The following is a 14,364-nucleotide window of genomic DNA, read 5'->3' on the forward strand; positions in this document are numbered from 1 at the left end:
AGAAAACGCAGGAATAACGGCGCAATGGCGAAGAAGACTGCACCACTCCTGCCCTCGACGGAGAAGCTCCTCGCTGAATTTGGTGAGCGGCTCAAGCTCGCACGTCTGCGCCGCAAGATCACGGCCAAGCAAGTGGCAGAGCGCTCAGGAATGTCGCCAATGACACTGCGCTCTCTTGAATCCGGGGCAGCGGGAGTGACCATGGGTGCCTATCTTTCCGTGATGCAGGTGCTTGGCATTGAACAGGACGTCGCATTGCTCGCCGCCGAAGATGAGCTGGGTCGCCGGCTTCAGGACTCACGACTTGTAAAGCGCCGCGTTCTTGAACAGGCGCCGCCCAAGACCAACAAGAGCACGAGAGCCAGCAAGCCGCAGACTCACAAAGCCAGCGAACCGATGATGGCCCATCGAAGCGACGAGCCGAGCAATGGCAAGTACGTCACCCCGGCAACCGGACCTGCCAAGCCGCGTGCAACCACTTCGACAGGCCTTGCCTCACTTTTGAAGCCTTCCACCAGGAAACGCGACAAGGGCGAGACGAAATGACGATGATCGCGGTGTATGCGGATTGGGAAGGCCTGCAGCAACCTCGGCGGCTGGGCTTTCTGAATTCCCGCAGGACGCGCGCGCACGAAACGTTTGAGTTTCAGTACGACCCTGCGGCGCTGGCCGACCCTGTCATTGGCCGACTGGTACTCGACCCAAAGATCCTCCTCTTCGAGGGTCCTCAGTATCCGCCTGCGCCCCAGGACAGGTTCGGCGTGTTTGCCGATTCCAGCCCTGATCGCTGGGGTCGTCTGCTCATGGATCGCCGCCTCGAACGTGAAATCCGCGCCGGCATCCGGCCGGCCGGCACGCGGCTGTATGAGACGGATTACCTTCTTGGCGTACACGATCACTATCGCGTGGGCGCGCTGCGCTACAAGCAGGAAGATCGCGGTGAGTTCCTCGATGACTCCATCGGACTCGCTGCCCCGCCCTTTGCGCAGATTCGCGCCTTGGAGCAAGCGAGTCGCGCGCTGGAAGAAGATCAAGGCAACGTCTCCCAGCAAGGCCAGCAGTGGCTCAGGATGCTTATCGCTCCGGGTGGTTCACTCGGCGGCGCCAGACCCAAGGCGAGCGTTGCCGATGAGCAGGGACATCTGTACATCGCCAAGTTTCCGAGCTCGCGGGATGACTACGACGTCGGTGGCTGGGAAATGGTCGTCAATGCCCTTGCTGTTGGCTGCGGCCTGAATGTTGCTGCCGCCGAAGCGCGGAAATTTGCCAGTGATCACCACTGCTTCATGGTTCGGCGGTTTGATCGCACTGATGATGGCAAGCGCCTGCACTTTGCCTCGGCGATGACCATGACGGGTCATGTTGATGGTGATGATTCCTCGACGGGTGTCAGCTACCTGGAACTAGCCGAGGTATTGATCAGGCATGGGTCCCAAACCAATGCGGATCTTCGGGAGCTATGGTCGAGAATCGTCTTCAATATTCTTGTCTCCAACACGGATGATCACCTGAGAAATCACGGCTTCATCCTGGTACCCGGGAAGGGCTGGCGTCTCTCGGCGGCGTATGACATGAACCCGGTGCCCATTGCGGATGGCCTGAAGCTCAACATCACCGAAGCGGACAACACCCTGGACCTGGAGCTCGCTCGCGAAGTCGCAACGTACTTCCGGGTGGGCGTGGATGAGGGCGATGAAATCATCGACGAGTTTCAAGGGATTGTCCGCCAGTGGCGAACGCTGGCCAGGCAGCTGGGCCTTCCAGCGCGCGAACAGGATCGAATGGCCGACGCATTTCGTCTCGCGGACAGTTAAACGGGGCGATACCAGACCTGTCGGCCTGGTCAGGATGTCGAAGGCGTCCACTTGACCGCCGCCGCATCTCGGCCTACCTTGTGCTCGCCGAAGGTATCCATCGCTTCATGCAGATGAAGGGATGGGTTTAAACGGGAATCCGGTGACGGGGCCATGCGCCCCCATTCCGGAGCTGCCCCGCAGCGGTGAGTGGAAACGAAACCTGCCAACAGCACTGGGCCTGAACGCCTGGGAAGCGGCAGGGAGTAGGTGGGCCCCGTGCCCGTGTCCATCAGCCCGAATACCGGCCCCGGCCGGGGGACACGACCGTCCCCTGTTTGACCTGGAACGTCCGCGGGGAGGTTGCCGGGGCCTGCCGCCATGCCCTCTGCGTGGCGCTGCCCCCGTGCGTCCGCTTCACGGCATCCGGTTCGCCCGCGGGGGCGAAGGTCACTGGCGGGGCGGGCACGGCAGCAATGGCGTGGGTGCCGCGCAGTTCCTTCGTTCCTCAATGCCCCTACGCAATGAGGACACGTTCCATGACCACTGTTACCAACCTGGGGTTTCCCCGCATCGGTGCCAAGCGCGAGCTCAAGCGCGCGCTGGAAGCGTTCTGGTCCGGCCAGAGCTCTGCTGAATCGCTGCAGGACACCGCGACCGGCCTGCGCGCCACCCACTGGCAGCTGCAGCGCGACGCCGGGGTGGATGTGCCACCCAGCAACGACTTCAGCCTGTACGACCAGGTGCTGGACGCCGCCTTCCTGTTCGATGCCATCCCGGCCCGCTACCGCGCGCTGGCCGATGCCGATCCGTTGGCCGGCTACTTCGCGATGGCACGCGGGCTGCAGCGCGACGGGTTCGACCTGCACGCGCTGGAAATGACCAAATGGTTCGACACCAACTACCACTACCTGGTGCCCGAGCTGCAGGCCGGCCAGGGCTTCGCGCTGCGCGGCGACAAGCCGCTGGCCGAGTACCGCCAGGCCAAGGCACTGGGGATTGAAACCCGGCCGGTGCTGATTGGCCCGGTGACCTTCCTGCTGCTGTCCAAGACCACCGACGGCAGCCCGGCGCTGGACCTGCTGGACGCCCTGTTGCCGGTGTACGTGCAGCTGCTCGGCCAACTGCACGCCGCAGGTGCGCAGTGGGTGCAGCTGGATGAGCCGACGCTGGTGCAGGACCTGGGCCCCGAGGCCCGCGCCGCCTTCACCCACGCCTATGCGGTGCTGGCCACGGCTGCCCGCCCCAAGGTGCTCGTCGCCACCTACTTCGGCGCACTGGACGACAACCTGGAACTGGCGGCATCGCTCCCGGTTGATGGCCTGCACGTGGACCTCGTGCGCGCACCGGAGCAGCTCGATGCGGTGATCAAGGCCCTGCCGGCCGGGCGCGTGCTGTCGGCCGGGCTGGTCAATGGCCGCAACATCTGGCGCACCCACCTGGACAACGCGCTGGTGTTGGCGCGCTATGCGCATGGCCAGCTGGGCAGCGATTTCCTGTGGCTGGCACCGTCGTGTTCGCTGCTGCACAGCCCGGTGGACTTGGCGCATGAGAAGAAGCTGGACAGCGAACTGCGCGGCTGGCTGGCGTTCTCGAAGCAGAAGCTGGAAGAGCTGCGCGTGCTGGCCGATGCGATCGACACCCCTGCGCGTGCGGAGGCCGCGCTGGAGCTGTCGCGCGAGCGCATCGCCTCGCGCAAGCGCTCGCCGCGCGTGCACAACCCCGCCGTGGCCGCACGCCTGGCTGCACTGACCCCTGCAGATGCCCAGCGCCACAGCCGCTACCCGCAGCGCCACCTGGCCCAGGCTGCCGCGCTGCAGCTCCCCCGCTTCCCCACCACCACCATTGGTTCCTTCCCGCAGACCCTGGAGGTGCGCGAAGCCCGTGCACGCAACAAATCCGGCACGCTGCCCGACGCCGACTACGATGCGTTCCTGGCCAGCCAGACCGAGCACTGCGTGCGCATCCAGGAACAGATCGGGCTGGACGTGCTGGTGCACGGCGAGTTCGAGCGCAACGACATGGTGGAATACTTCGGCGAGCAGCTGGAGGGCTTTGCCTTCACCAAGAATGGCTGGGTGCAGAGCTACGGCTCGCGCTGCGTGAAGCCGCCGGTGATCTTCGGCGACGTCAGCCGCCCGCAGCCGATGACGGTGCGCTGGTCGCAGTACGCGCAGTCGCTGACCGACCGGCCGATGAAGGGCATGCTGACCGGGCCGGTGACGGTGCTGCAGTGGTCGTTCGTACGCGATGACCAGGCCCGTGCCGATACCTGCCGGCAGATTGCGCTGGCCCTGCGGGATGAGGTGCTGGACCTGGAAGCGGCCGGCATTGGCGTGATACAGATCGACGAGCCGGCCATCCGCGAAGGTCTGCCGCTGCGCCGCGCGCAATGGCGCGAGTACCTGGACTGGGCGGTGGAAGCGTTTCGGATCAGCGCCAGTGGCGTGCGCGATGCCACGCAGATCCACACCCACATGTGCTATTCCGAGTTCAACGACATCATCCACTCGGTGGCGGCGATGGACGCGGACGTGATCTCGATTGAGACCTCACGCTCGCGCATGGAGCTGCTGGACGCCTTCGTGCGCTTCCAGTACCCCAACGAGATCGGGCCGGGTGTGTACGACATTCACTCCCCGCGCGTGCCGGACAAGGAAGAGATGCTGTCGCTGCTGCGCAAGGCCGCCGAAGTGCTGCGCCCGGAACAGATCTGGGTAAACCCGGACTGCGGACTCAAGACCCGTGGCTGGCCGGAGACGCGTGCCGCGCTGGAAGCGCTGGTCGCCGCCGCGCGCCAGTTGCGCGATGAGACCGCAGACGCCAACGCTGCCTGACCTTTCCACTGCTGCACAAGGACCCCGCTGCCGCCGTTGCCGGCAGCGGGGTCGATGGACGTTCGCATGACCGACTTCATCCGCCCCACCCTCGCCCTGCCCGGCGGTCACGACAAGCTGCTGCTGCATTCCTGCTGCGCGCCCTGCTCGGGCGAGGTGATGGAGGCCATCACCGCCTCCGGTATCAACTACACGATCTTCTTCTACAACCCCAACATCCACCCGGCGCGCGAATACGAGCTGCGCAAGCAGGAGAACATCCGCTTCGCCGAACAGCATGGCGTGCCGTTCATCGATGCCGACTACGACACCGACAACTGGTTCGCGCGGGCGCGCGGCATGGAAAACGAACCCGAGCGCGGCATCCGCTGCACGATGTGCTTCGACATGCGCTTCGTGCGTACTGCGCTGTATGCGCATGAACATGGCTTTCCGGTGATCAGCAGTTCGCTGGGCATCTCGCGCTGGAAGGACATGAACCAGATCAACGACTGTGGCCACCGCGCCGCAGCTCATTATCCCGGCATCCAATACTGGGACTACAACTGGCGCAAGGGCGGTGGTGCGGCGCGCATGGTGGAGATCAGCAAGCGCGAGCAGTTCTACCAGCAGGAGTACTGCGGCTGCGTGTACTCGCTGCGCGACGCCAACCGGCACCGCCGCGAGAACCAGCGCGAGCGGATCAAGATCGGGCTGTTGTATTACGGGCAGGACAACGAGGTGCCGAAGGGCGATTGACGTGCGCGCAGGGGGCGGCCACGCTGGACGCCCCTGTTCCGTGCGCTGGACCTGCCATGACCGCCCTGCCCGCCGATGTCGCCCTGCTCGTGATCGACCTGCAACCGGACTTCATGCCGGGCGGCGCGCTGGCCTGCGAGGATGGAGATGCGCTGGTGGCACCGATTGCCGCCCTGCTGGCCGAGCGCCGCTATCGCACGGTGGTGGCTACCCAGGATTGGCATCCGGCTGACCATGCGTCTTTTGCCAGCCAGCATCCGGGCAAGCTGCCGTTCGAAACGATTCTGCTGCACGCGCAGCCGCAGACGCTGTGGCCGGATCACTGTGTGCAGGGTAGCGCCGGAGCGGTACTGCACCCGGGCGTGGACTGGACCGTGGCCGACCTGATCCTGCGCAAGGGCACCCGCCGGGAGGTGGATTCGTACAGCGCCTTCCGTGAGAACCATGGCCCCGACGGCACCCGTCCCGCCACGGGGCTGGCAGGGTGGCTGCATGAGCGCGGCATTCGCGAAGTACACGTGTGCGGCCTGGCGCGCGATTACTGCGTGCTGTGGAGTGCGCAGGATGCGGTGAAGGCTGGGTTACGGGTGAAGTTCCTTTGGAACCTGACGCGCCCGGTGAACGAAGCAAACGACGGCATGGTGCGAGAGGCGCTGGCCAAGGCCAAGATCGCAGTAATTTGACGGAACGAGCGGCACTCCGCCGAATGGGCGAAGCCGCTGACCCCGCATCCGGTAGGTCACGACCGTTGGTCGTGACCGCCATCATCGTTCTGCCCCGTTCCCACTCGCGGTCGCGTGGCCAGCGCACAAGGTCCGCTTCCGGCACGCAGCGGACGTTCGCAACGCGGGGATCAAACCGACTCGCGCAGCGGGTTTGGCTTTAATGAACTGTCAGGCCCCAGCCCGGTGTGTGAGAAGCCAGCCTAATGCGGAGCTGGCAAGCCCACCCCAAATCACTCCCACCGAAAAGCTCGTTCCGATAAGGTATGCCACAGCAGCGCCGATGACCGAGCCAACGAGAGCGAACCAAGCTACCTTGCGCTTGCGCGAAAGGTACGCTGCCTCGATTGCTCGCTTTTGCCGAGTCTCTTCCTGACGGTCTAGATCCGGTGCCAGAATGGCTTGTGCGATTGCGTCTGCCTGTGTCCTTTCCATCTCGCGAAAACTCCTGATAGCGGCCTGACTGCCTAATAGACGGACCCGAAGGTCCGGTCATACGACTTATCCATAGCGTATCGTATGGCGTGCTATTCCCGCCGCGAATTCGGTTGAGGTTGAGTGAATTGTTAGTCGACGTCGTCGCTAGACTGCTCTGACTCTTCCGCGACTTTCCGAAAGACTAGTTTTGCCAGCCATCCCAAAAAAACTCCCGGCAATGCAATCGCACCAATTAAGGGCGAGGCCATAAGTGCAATGCCAAAAATCCAGGGCAATCTGTCGTCGAAAAGGCCTGAAATCGCCAGACCTGCAAAGGCGGCTGCAAGAAGCGCGCAGGCCAGAATTGCGATGCCGCGGAGGTTGAAGACTAGTGCCGCGACGAATCCGAATCCAGCGAAGTATGGCCAGAGGTCTGTAATCATCAGTCGTCCGACTCCCTGATAGACGGGCCCCTGGGGGCCAGTTGGCTGTGCCTGCACCGAGCCCGGGCTGATGTCCGCTTTCTCCCGTAATCCGACTTTAGCACCAGTCTGCGCCGCGCCCATTCGCCGAGAGTGCCCTCACCGGTTGGCGGCGTATGATCGAGACAGGCCTATTCCAATTCGTCTACCCGCTGGATGTTTGCCGTGAACAGAGCAGTTGCCTGCAGGCCTGTCCGACCTGGTCATGTAACAGCGTCGGTTAACGGGGGCCGGCCATCGCCCGCTCCAAACCCCCAACCGCCAGCCGCGCGGAGTCCAGCAGACGGGCATGGTCGTGCCCTCGGCGCGCATTGGTGGACAGCCCCATCATCACCGTGGTCATGTAGTCCATCACCCGGTCAGCGGCTTCCGGGTGGCGGGCTGCGACGAAGTCACGGATCGCAGCTTCAGCGCCGACCAGGAAAACCATGGCCGCCCGCTTGGCGTCCTCGTCGATGGACTGCACGCCTTCAATGACCATGCACCCGGACGCGCCCGCCTTGCCGGCGTATCGGCATGCGGCTTCCTCGAGCACGCCGGCCAGACACTCGATGACGGGCCGGGCCGGATCCAGTAGCTGCTGCAGCGGGATGGCCCCGTCACACGCATACCGGTCCAGCACTCTGCCAAAGAGCTGCGCCTTGCTGCCGAAGGCGGCATAGAAGCTGGGCGGATTTATCCCCAAGGTGCCGGTGATGTCCGCCACGCTTACGTCGTCATAGCTGCGCGCATGGAACAGCTGCTGCGCCGTGGCCACGGCAGCGTCGGGGTCAAACGCCCGGGGCCGACCGCGGGGTCGCGATTGTTTTGTATCGAACACTATTAAATTCCTTGACAGCTGCCGGACGCCGTTTATATAGTGAATGCTACATTACTCACATAGGCGTGTCCAACAATGACGTTTGAGAACAAGAAGGTGCTGGTCCTGGGCGGCAGCCGTGGCATTGGCGCGGCGATCGTCCGCCGCTTCGTGGCCGACGGGGCTTCAGTGACGTTCACCTACAGCGGGTCCCCGGATGCCGCGCATGCGCTGGCGGCCGAAACCGGCGCGACCGCCGAGAAGATCGACAGCGCGGACCGTGACGCGGTGATCGCACGCGTTCGCGACACCGGTCCGCTGGACGTGCTGGTGGTGAACTCGGGCATCGCGATCTTCGGTGATGCGTTGGAGCAGGACCCCGACGCCGTGGATCGTCTGCTGCGCATCAACGTGCACGCGCCGTACCACGCCTCCGTCGAGGCGGCGCGCACGATGGGCGCCGGCGGCCGCATCATCGTGATCGGCTCGGTGAACGGCGACAGGATGCCGGTGCCGGGCATGGCTTCCTACGCTGTGAGCAAGTCCGCGTTGCAGGGGTTGGCACGCGGCCTTGCGCGCGACTTCGGGCCGCGCGGCATTACGATCAACATTGTTCAGCCCGGTCCCATCGATACGGATGCCAATCCTGAAGACGGCCCCATGAAGGATCTGATGCACAGCTTCATGGCGATCAAGCGACACGGTCGCCCGGAAGAGGTGGCTGGCATGGTGGCCTGGCTGGCCGGGCCGGAGGCAAGCTTCGTGACTGGCGCGATGCACACCATTGATGGTGCGTTTGGCGCTTGAGGTGCCCACGCTGTTGGCGTTATGCATGAATCGTACTGACCCGACGCTGCGGCATTGGCCGACAGCGTTCGGGGTTCCGGAGCGCGGCATATGTGCCTGCGTTAAACATCGCTTGTCCCTCCCCACCTGTGTCCGCTTCCAGCCAAAAGCGGACATCAGTCCTTGGCTACGGAAGGCTAATCGTAGGTGCGCAGCTGGCAGGTGCGAAAGTCGTAAACTGACTAATACGCGCCTCAAGCGAGAACGGGTGTTGGAGTGGCACCCAAGTGAGAACGCCACGCGCTGTCAGTTCCGTCAGCAGGGTTTTCATCGTTGCGGTGACCGGTAGCCTTGGCTCAATACCTGGGAACTGCCGGATGGTCTGCGACAGCAGAAACTCAAGCTGATCGGCAGACGAGATGCCGGACACGCTGTCGATGGAGAGCGCTGACGATCCCGGCATGAACTGACCTGATGCCGAGATGCTGCCTCCATCGAACCACCACTCATCCCCGCGCTGCGACTTCCATCGATCATGGTCCATCCCTTCCTCCCTATTCTTCTATCCGATAGTGAATGTCCGCTTCGTGTCGAAAGCGGACATTTGGAAGCCAGGCCTCAATCGAGCCCGCTAAGCTTAGCTGCCTTTAGCTGGCCAGCGCGCTGGGCCGAGGGCACCCTGCATCTGAGTTGAGTCGGGTCCGGAGGTGGGACTGGGGGCCAAGCCCTAGCTACGAAAGCCTCACCACACTTTGTACCAAGGCTTCGAAGTGGGTGGCTTGACGACCTCTTCGAGACTAGGCGGCACGGTCTTGCTCCCCTCCACGAATCCGAAGGCTGCCACATTGAAACCCACCTCCCCACCAATGGATGCACTGCATTCCTTGACGATGAAGGCCGTGGCCAAGGCAGCAGCCTCTGCGGCCTGCTGCAGCGAAAGAGAATGCCGTGCCGCGACTGCCAGTGCGTCCGCCTGCAATAGCGACAGGGACTCCAGGGTGGTCAGGTTGGGCTCCGTCCCACGGTGCTCCGTCGCCCCACCAAGCTTGGTTGAGTCGAGCGCAACCTGGTTCTTAGCAAGGAACGCACCCAGCAGACTGATCAATGCCGGCCCTTTTTCATTCGCTTCGTTGGAAAGCAGAACCGTTCCGGGGTCTGACGATCCCAGATCGAAGCCGAATGATCGCAAGAGCAGGCTGCCTGAAACGCGGGCAGCACTGGCGATCGCAGTTTCCGGATGGATCTCCCGTCCCGATCCCAAGCGACCTGCGATGAGGTCAACAAAGTCCCCTGCAGCTTGATTCTGCTTTTCTGTGATCAGCAAAGACACTCCCCCAGCGTCCTGATTGACTTTCAAACCGACCGGCAGGTCGGCTTATAAGGCTTATCCTGGCGCGCCGCAAGGCAGACCAGCGCCAGGTGGCGCGCTGACCAAGGCCTGCGCCAAGCAAGGAAAGTTGCTTCGTACTGGCGCAGTAAGATCAGAGCTCGCTCTCACGGAACGCGCTGGATGAAATGGACCACCGCCCTGGGCTGGCTCTTCGCCTTGCTCGCCTGCGCCCCCTGCCAGGCTGCACGCACCGGCGCGGAGCCGCTGATCGACCAGCAAAATCGCCCCTGGCATCCCCAGCCGCCCGCCATCGAGCAACCCCTGTGGCCGGATACCCTCGCTATCACGCCGCCCGCCACGACCGGCGCCGAGCGCTTCGGCCGCAGCCCGGGAACCATTGCTGGCAAGCCGGTCACCATGGTCCAACTCGTCTCCCGGCCCAGCATGACGATCTACAGACCGTCCGTGACCAATACGGGCGCGGCGATCGTAGTCTTCCCTGGAGGTGGCTACCGCGTGCTGGCCATCGACCTGGAGGGTACCGAGGTCTGCGACTGGCTCGTCGGGCAGGGCATCACCTGCGTGCTGCTGAAGTATCGCGTTCCCGGCTCCGGCCCGTATTGGGCTGACGAATGCAATTGCCGACGCATCCCCGACGTCCCAATGGCACTGCAGGATGCGCAGCGGGCCATCGCGCTGTTGCGGGCTCAGGCCCACGACCTGGGCGTAGATCCACATCGGGTGGGCGTAATTGGGTTCTCTGCCGGTGGACGCATGGTGGCGGACGTCAGCAATTCCCCGGCCCGGAGTTACGACGCCGTTGATGCGGCCGACCAGCAGGCCACGCGGCCGGACTTTGCCTTGGCGCTGTATCCGGGCCATCTGTGGGACAAGGGCAAGCCGGGCCTGGCGCTGGATGCGGGAGTGCAAATCGCGGCGGACTGTCCGCCGACCTTCATTCTCCAGGCAGGCGATGACCCCACCGATAACGTTCGTCACTCAATGACGTACTACTTGGCATTGCAGCAGGCCGGGATTCCCGCTGAGTTGCACCTCTACCCGCATGGCGGCCACGCCTTCGGCCTACGTGTGTCGAACACGCCGCTGGCGAACTGGCCGTCGCTGGCGCGCACATGGCTTAACGCTATCGGCGTACTGTCCGACAGCGCGATCGTGCCAGCGGAGTGACTACCCTTGGGTTAAGTCCTTCCAGAATTGGGATCGATGACCGCGCACCACGCACATGCACCATGCTGCCCGCATGCGCGCGAGAGAACAGATCAGCATCGACCTGATGACTACCTGTCCCTCTTGACCCGCGCCATGGAGGCCATGGCCTGTGCCGTCACCTCTTCACTCGATGATGTTTTCAGCACGAATAGTAGTTCCTCCTTGTCCGCGGGGCGTGCCCATGAGCGGGCGACTGTTTTGGCAAGATCATTGTCTGGTCCCAACCCAGCAGTGTCCGGCACATGAGCGACCAACGGCGCTGGCGCTGTCCCCACCAGGTCCAGGAATCCCGCCTGGATCTGCTCCGCGTCTCCGCGCTGAGCAAATACCGAGCAAATGGAATTCTTGCTGAGTGAAATGACATATCGCGTGCTTCGAACCAGATCACGGCTTCAGCCGAGCTCGCTATTGCGAGGCCGCGAGGCCAGGATCTGGATACCTGTCCCTATGGTTACTCCATGGGAGATAGACGCGCCAGCGCGCAGCCGTGTGACGCTTCATTGTTGCGATGGAGTAAACAACGAAGTTACCCGCAGCACTCTACCGGGAGGGGGTGGTTGGGCATACCGTGGCACCGCGCTGCAACTCCTCGGCGCCCCTCCACAGGATCCAGGATCATGACCCAACGTCTCGACTACCAGCAACAGTCCCCTGAGCTGACCAAGAAGCTCATGGAACTCAGCATGGCTGAAGCAAAGAGCTCCATCGAAGCGTCCATCCGCCATCTCGTGCATATCCGCGCCTCGCAGCTCAACGGCTGCGCGTTCTGCGTCGACATGCATGTCAAGCAGGCAACCATCCACGGTGAAAGCGCACTTCGGCTTCACCACGTTGCGATCTGGCGTGAATCCAACCTGTTCTCGCCGCGCGAGCGTGCGAGCCTGGCTTGGACCGAGGCACTGACGTGCATTCCGAAGGAGGGCGTGCCGACCGAACTGTACGAGCGCGTTCGCGGTGAGCTCTCTGAGAACGAGATCTCCGATCTTACCTTCGTGATCGCGGGCATCAATGCATGGAACCGCATCAACGTGGCTTTCCTTGCTGTCCCCGGTTCCTTCGACAAAGCGTGGGGATTGGACAAGGCAGGCCTGTCCGTCGCCCCGGCGGTCGCACAATGAACGGGCGCGCGATCTGGGCGGCTCTCGCTCTCTCCGTGGGACTCTGCCTGCTTTCCGGCGCCGCAATCGCGCATGGAGGCACGCACGCAACCGATGCGCCGCACGCTGTGGTCGCAGAGGTGGCATCGCAGGCGCTGCAGGACTACCCGGGCAAAGAGATCACGCTCATCACTGTCGACTACCCACCCGGCGCGGTTGACCCCGTGCACCGCCACGATGCGCATGCCATCGTGTACGTGCTCGACGGCACCATCATCATGGGTGTGAGGGGTAAGCCTGAGCAGACAGTCAAGGCCGGCGAGACGTTCTATGAAGGCCCGAACGATATCCACACCGTGGGCCGCAATGCCAGCCAGACCAAGCCCGCCAGGTTTGTGGTCTTCCTGCTGAAGGACAAAGAGAAGCCGCTGCTTATTCCGGCGGAGTAATACCACGCGCGTACCAGGAACCCCGGACTTAAGGTACGCAGCGTGGGCGGCCGCCAGTTGCGCGATCTGATCGGCACCCTGTCCGGTAGCGCCGGCCGTTGGCCGGCCCTCATGAACCCATCAGGATCGCCTCGGCCGGCCAACGGCCGGCGCTACCGCACGTTCTTGCCGCGCGACCCACGCCATTGGCGACACTCCGTTCGATCGTCGTGGAACTCTGACGGACGATTCCCACGCGGCCGCGTGCCTTGGATTTTGGGACTTCGATTCCAGTAGGCATCGCCTGATGCGCAGTATTCTGTTCACTTGCGTCAATCCATGCGCTCCGTCAATTGAGAACGTCGGTATGCTGGGTAAGCATCAACTTCTCTTCCTTTGAGCAGCTGTGCATCGTCTGGATTCGGGGCTTGATATCCCCTTGCTAGACCCATGAAAGCATGAAGTTCTGCGTCGGGAGGGTGGCGAATACAACACCCCCTTGGGAAATAAGTCACGCCGATGGTCTAACGGATATCAACCTCCCGACTCCCTTGTCGCCGACAAGGGAGTACTTCCGATGGAGTAGACGCATGCGCAGTTCAAAGATGGATTCATGCAACGATCCCAGCCAGCAGGTTGGCATCGGCTGGTATCAGCCCAAGAGCTTACGCATTTCCGCCCTGCGGCATCCCGCCGGCAACATTCTGCCGCCGGGATTGGCCATTCCCCAGTTGTCGCTGTGCGGGGTGTGGTTGGAGCGGTTGGGGTTCAAGACGGGGCATCGGGTGTTTGTAGAAGTGACACCCGGGCGCGTTACGTTGACGCTTGATGATGCGCCTGTGCCGCTGCCCTTTCGCTATCGCAAACACGAGCCGAAGAAGAAGCGCCCACGCAAGGAGCATTCGGAACAGTAGGAAGTGACGCGGATCCGGGTAGAGCCGGGCTCTACCCGGTTGCGGCTTCTACGCCCTGAGCACCCATCGCAGCGTGTAGCGGTTGCGCGGCGCAACTGTTCCGCTTTAAAGGTCGAGGTGAGGCTGCGTTACCGGTCATGCCGCCTGATCGCATGGCTGAAGCGTCTGAGGATCGCCGTGGTATGAAAGGAAAGTACTGGCCGGATCATTTGGCACGAGGCTACATCGAGATCGGCGGCGTGCGGCATTCGCTGGTGCATCTCAGACCGTTCGCCTATGTGGCCCAGATCGAGGAGTCGAGCAATGTAGTCACGGCTGTCCAGGTCTCGGTTGAATTCAGCTCTCACTGCATAAGCAAAGGCCCGCGTAAAGGCCAGCACTTTGACTTCAGCCAGATCGGCCATAGCTTTCTCGTCATTGATGAGAGACGCATCTGGCGCAAGTTCCTGACCGTGCGGCATGCGGCATCAACGGTGTTGCCGGAGATCATTCGCACGCTGGCCGAACGCCCCTGCCTCTTCACCAGTCAGACCAATTTCTTGACGAGGGAGCTTCGCGAGCTCATCCCAGGTTATCCCGCAGGCACTCAGTACGAGGTCTATTTCAATGTGAAGCGACAGGGCAATCTGAAGGTCTTGGTGTTTGTAGAGAGCGCCTATGTCCGCGACGAGGACTCGGACAATGACCCGTACAAGTTCAAGAAAGACGACCGCATCAAGGGCTGGCGTCTTCTTTTGAACCGAGGGAGAGGTAGGCCTGTGCGTCGGCCTCCCGGAAGGGGCAGATAGCCC

At 62.9% G+C, this 14,364-nt stretch carries 15 protein-coding genes and 1 riboswitch; of the genes, 11 read left to right on the forward strand and 4 right to left on the reverse strand.

Annotated elements, in window-relative coordinates; genetic code table 11:
* Positions 1-24 precede the first annotated feature (24 nt).
* From J7J08_RS08395 to pncA, 5 genes are all read left to right on the forward strand, one after another.
* Positions 25-546 carry a helix-turn-helix transcriptional regulator gene (locus tag J7J08_RS08395; protein ID WP_214903875.1) on the forward strand — a complete coding sequence of 174 codons (522 nt, stop codon included), beginning with the start codon at positions 25-27 and terminating at the stop codon, positions 544-546.
* Positions 543-1,814, forward strand: coding sequence for a HipA domain-containing protein (locus tag J7J08_RS08400; protein ID WP_214903877.1), 1,272 nt, complete (start codon positions 543-545; stop codon positions 1,812-1,814). Before J7J08_RS08395 ends, J7J08_RS08400 begins: the two co-directional genes overlap by 4 nt.
* Before the next feature lie 74 nt (positions 1,815-1,888).
* Positions 1,889-2,121, forward strand: a riboswitch (cobalamin riboswitch).
* A 211-nt stretch (positions 2,122-2,332) separates the two neighbouring features.
* Positions 2,333-4,630 carry a 5-methyltetrahydropteroyltriglutamate--homocysteine S-methyltransferase gene (gene metE, locus J7J08_RS08405; protein WP_214903878.1) on the forward strand — a complete coding sequence of 766 codons (2,298 nt, stop codon included), beginning with the start codon at positions 2,333-2,335 and terminating at the stop codon, positions 4,628-4,630.
* Between the two features lie 66 nt (positions 4,631-4,696).
* Positions 4,697-5,368 carry an epoxyqueuosine reductase QueH gene (locus tag J7J08_RS08410; RefSeq protein ID WP_214903880.1) on the forward strand — a complete coding sequence of 224 codons (672 nt, stop codon included), beginning with the start codon at positions 4,697-4,699 and terminating at the stop codon, positions 5,366-5,368.
* 56 nt (positions 5,369-5,424) lie between these two features.
* A complete protein-coding gene (gene pncA, locus J7J08_RS08415; RefSeq protein WP_214903882.1) occupies positions 5,425-6,051 on the forward strand; it encodes a bifunctional nicotinamidase/pyrazinamidase in 627 nt (208 codons plus the stop codon).
* 605 nt (positions 6,052-6,656) lie between these two features.
* On the opposite strand, the gene J7J08_RS08420 is transcribed toward pncA, so the two are convergent.
* Complete coding sequence (locus J7J08_RS08420; RefSeq protein ID WP_214903884.1) at positions 6,657-6,950, reverse strand: hypothetical protein; 294 nt, start codon at positions 6,948-6,950, stop codon at positions 6,657-6,659.
* Positions 6,951-7,209: 259 nt separating this feature from the next.
* Positions 7,210-7,809: a TetR/AcrR family transcriptional regulator gene (locus tag J7J08_RS08425; RefSeq protein ID WP_214903885.1), complete on the reverse strand. Its 600-nt coding sequence runs from the start codon at positions 7,807-7,809 to the stop codon at positions 7,210-7,212.
* Between the two features lie 75 nt (positions 7,810-7,884).
* Here J7J08_RS08425 and bdcA point away from each other — a divergent pair, with 75 nt between their 5' ends.
* Positions 7,885-8,595: an SDR family oxidoreductase gene (gene bdcA, locus J7J08_RS08430; protein WP_214903887.1), complete on the forward strand. Its 711-nt coding sequence runs from the start codon at positions 7,885-7,887 to the stop codon at positions 8,593-8,595.
* Between the two features lie 166 nt (positions 8,596-8,761).
* Here bdcA and J7J08_RS08435 read toward each other — a convergent pair whose 3' ends face one another.
* Together J7J08_RS08435 and J7J08_RS08440 are read right to left on the reverse strand one after the other, a co-directional pair.
* Positions 8,762-9,118 carry a hypothetical protein gene (locus tag J7J08_RS08435; RefSeq protein WP_214903889.1) on the reverse strand — a complete coding sequence of 119 codons (357 nt, stop codon included), beginning with the start codon at positions 9,116-9,118 and terminating at the stop codon, positions 8,762-8,764.
* Positions 9,119-9,316: 198 nt separating this feature from the next.
* Entirely contained in the window at positions 9,317-9,904 is a 588-nt protein-coding gene (locus J7J08_RS08440; RefSeq protein ID WP_214903891.1) for a hypothetical protein, read from the reverse strand.
* A gap of 180 nt (positions 9,905-10,084) precedes the next feature.
* On the opposite strand from J7J08_RS08440, the gene J7J08_RS08445 reads away from it, so the two are divergent.
* The 5 genes from J7J08_RS08445 to J7J08_RS08465 all read left to right on the forward strand — a co-directional run bounded on the left by J7J08_RS08445 (position 10,085) and on the right by J7J08_RS08465 (position 14,361).
* On the forward strand, positions 10,085-11,092 hold the full coding sequence (locus J7J08_RS08445; protein ID WP_214903893.1) for an alpha/beta hydrolase: 1,008 nt from the start codon (positions 10,085-10,087) through the stop codon (positions 11,090-11,092).
* 659 nt (positions 11,093-11,751) lie between these two features.
* Positions 11,752-12,252, forward strand: a complete 501-nt coding sequence (locus J7J08_RS08450) for a carboxymuconolactone decarboxylase family protein (protein ID WP_214903895.1) — start codon at positions 11,752-11,754, stop codon at positions 12,250-12,252.
* The gene (locus J7J08_RS08455) at positions 12,249-12,680 is read left to right on the forward strand and encodes a cupin domain-containing protein (protein WP_214903898.1); all 432 of its coding nucleotides are present in this window, start codon (positions 12,249-12,251) and stop codon (positions 12,678-12,680) included. The genes J7J08_RS08450 and J7J08_RS08455 overlap by 4 nt, the downstream gene beginning before the upstream one ends.
* A 569-nt stretch (positions 12,681-13,249) precedes the next feature.
* The gene (locus J7J08_RS08460; RefSeq protein ID WP_214903901.1) at positions 13,250-13,573 is read left to right on the forward strand and encodes a SymE family type I addiction module toxin; all 324 of its coding nucleotides are present in this window, start codon (positions 13,250-13,252) and stop codon (positions 13,571-13,573) included.
* A gap of 182 nt (positions 13,574-13,755) precedes the next feature.
* Complete coding sequence (locus J7J08_RS08465; protein ID WP_214903904.1) at positions 13,756-14,361, forward strand: hypothetical protein; 606 nt, start codon at positions 13,756-13,758, stop codon at positions 14,359-14,361.
* The last annotated feature ends 3 nt before the right edge of the window (positions 14,362-14,364 follow it).

The sequence above is a fragment of the Stenotrophomonas sp. ISL-67 genome (assembly GCF_018612915.1).
Lineage (GTDB): Bacteria > Pseudomonadota > Gammaproteobacteria > Xanthomonadales > Xanthomonadaceae > Stenotrophomonas.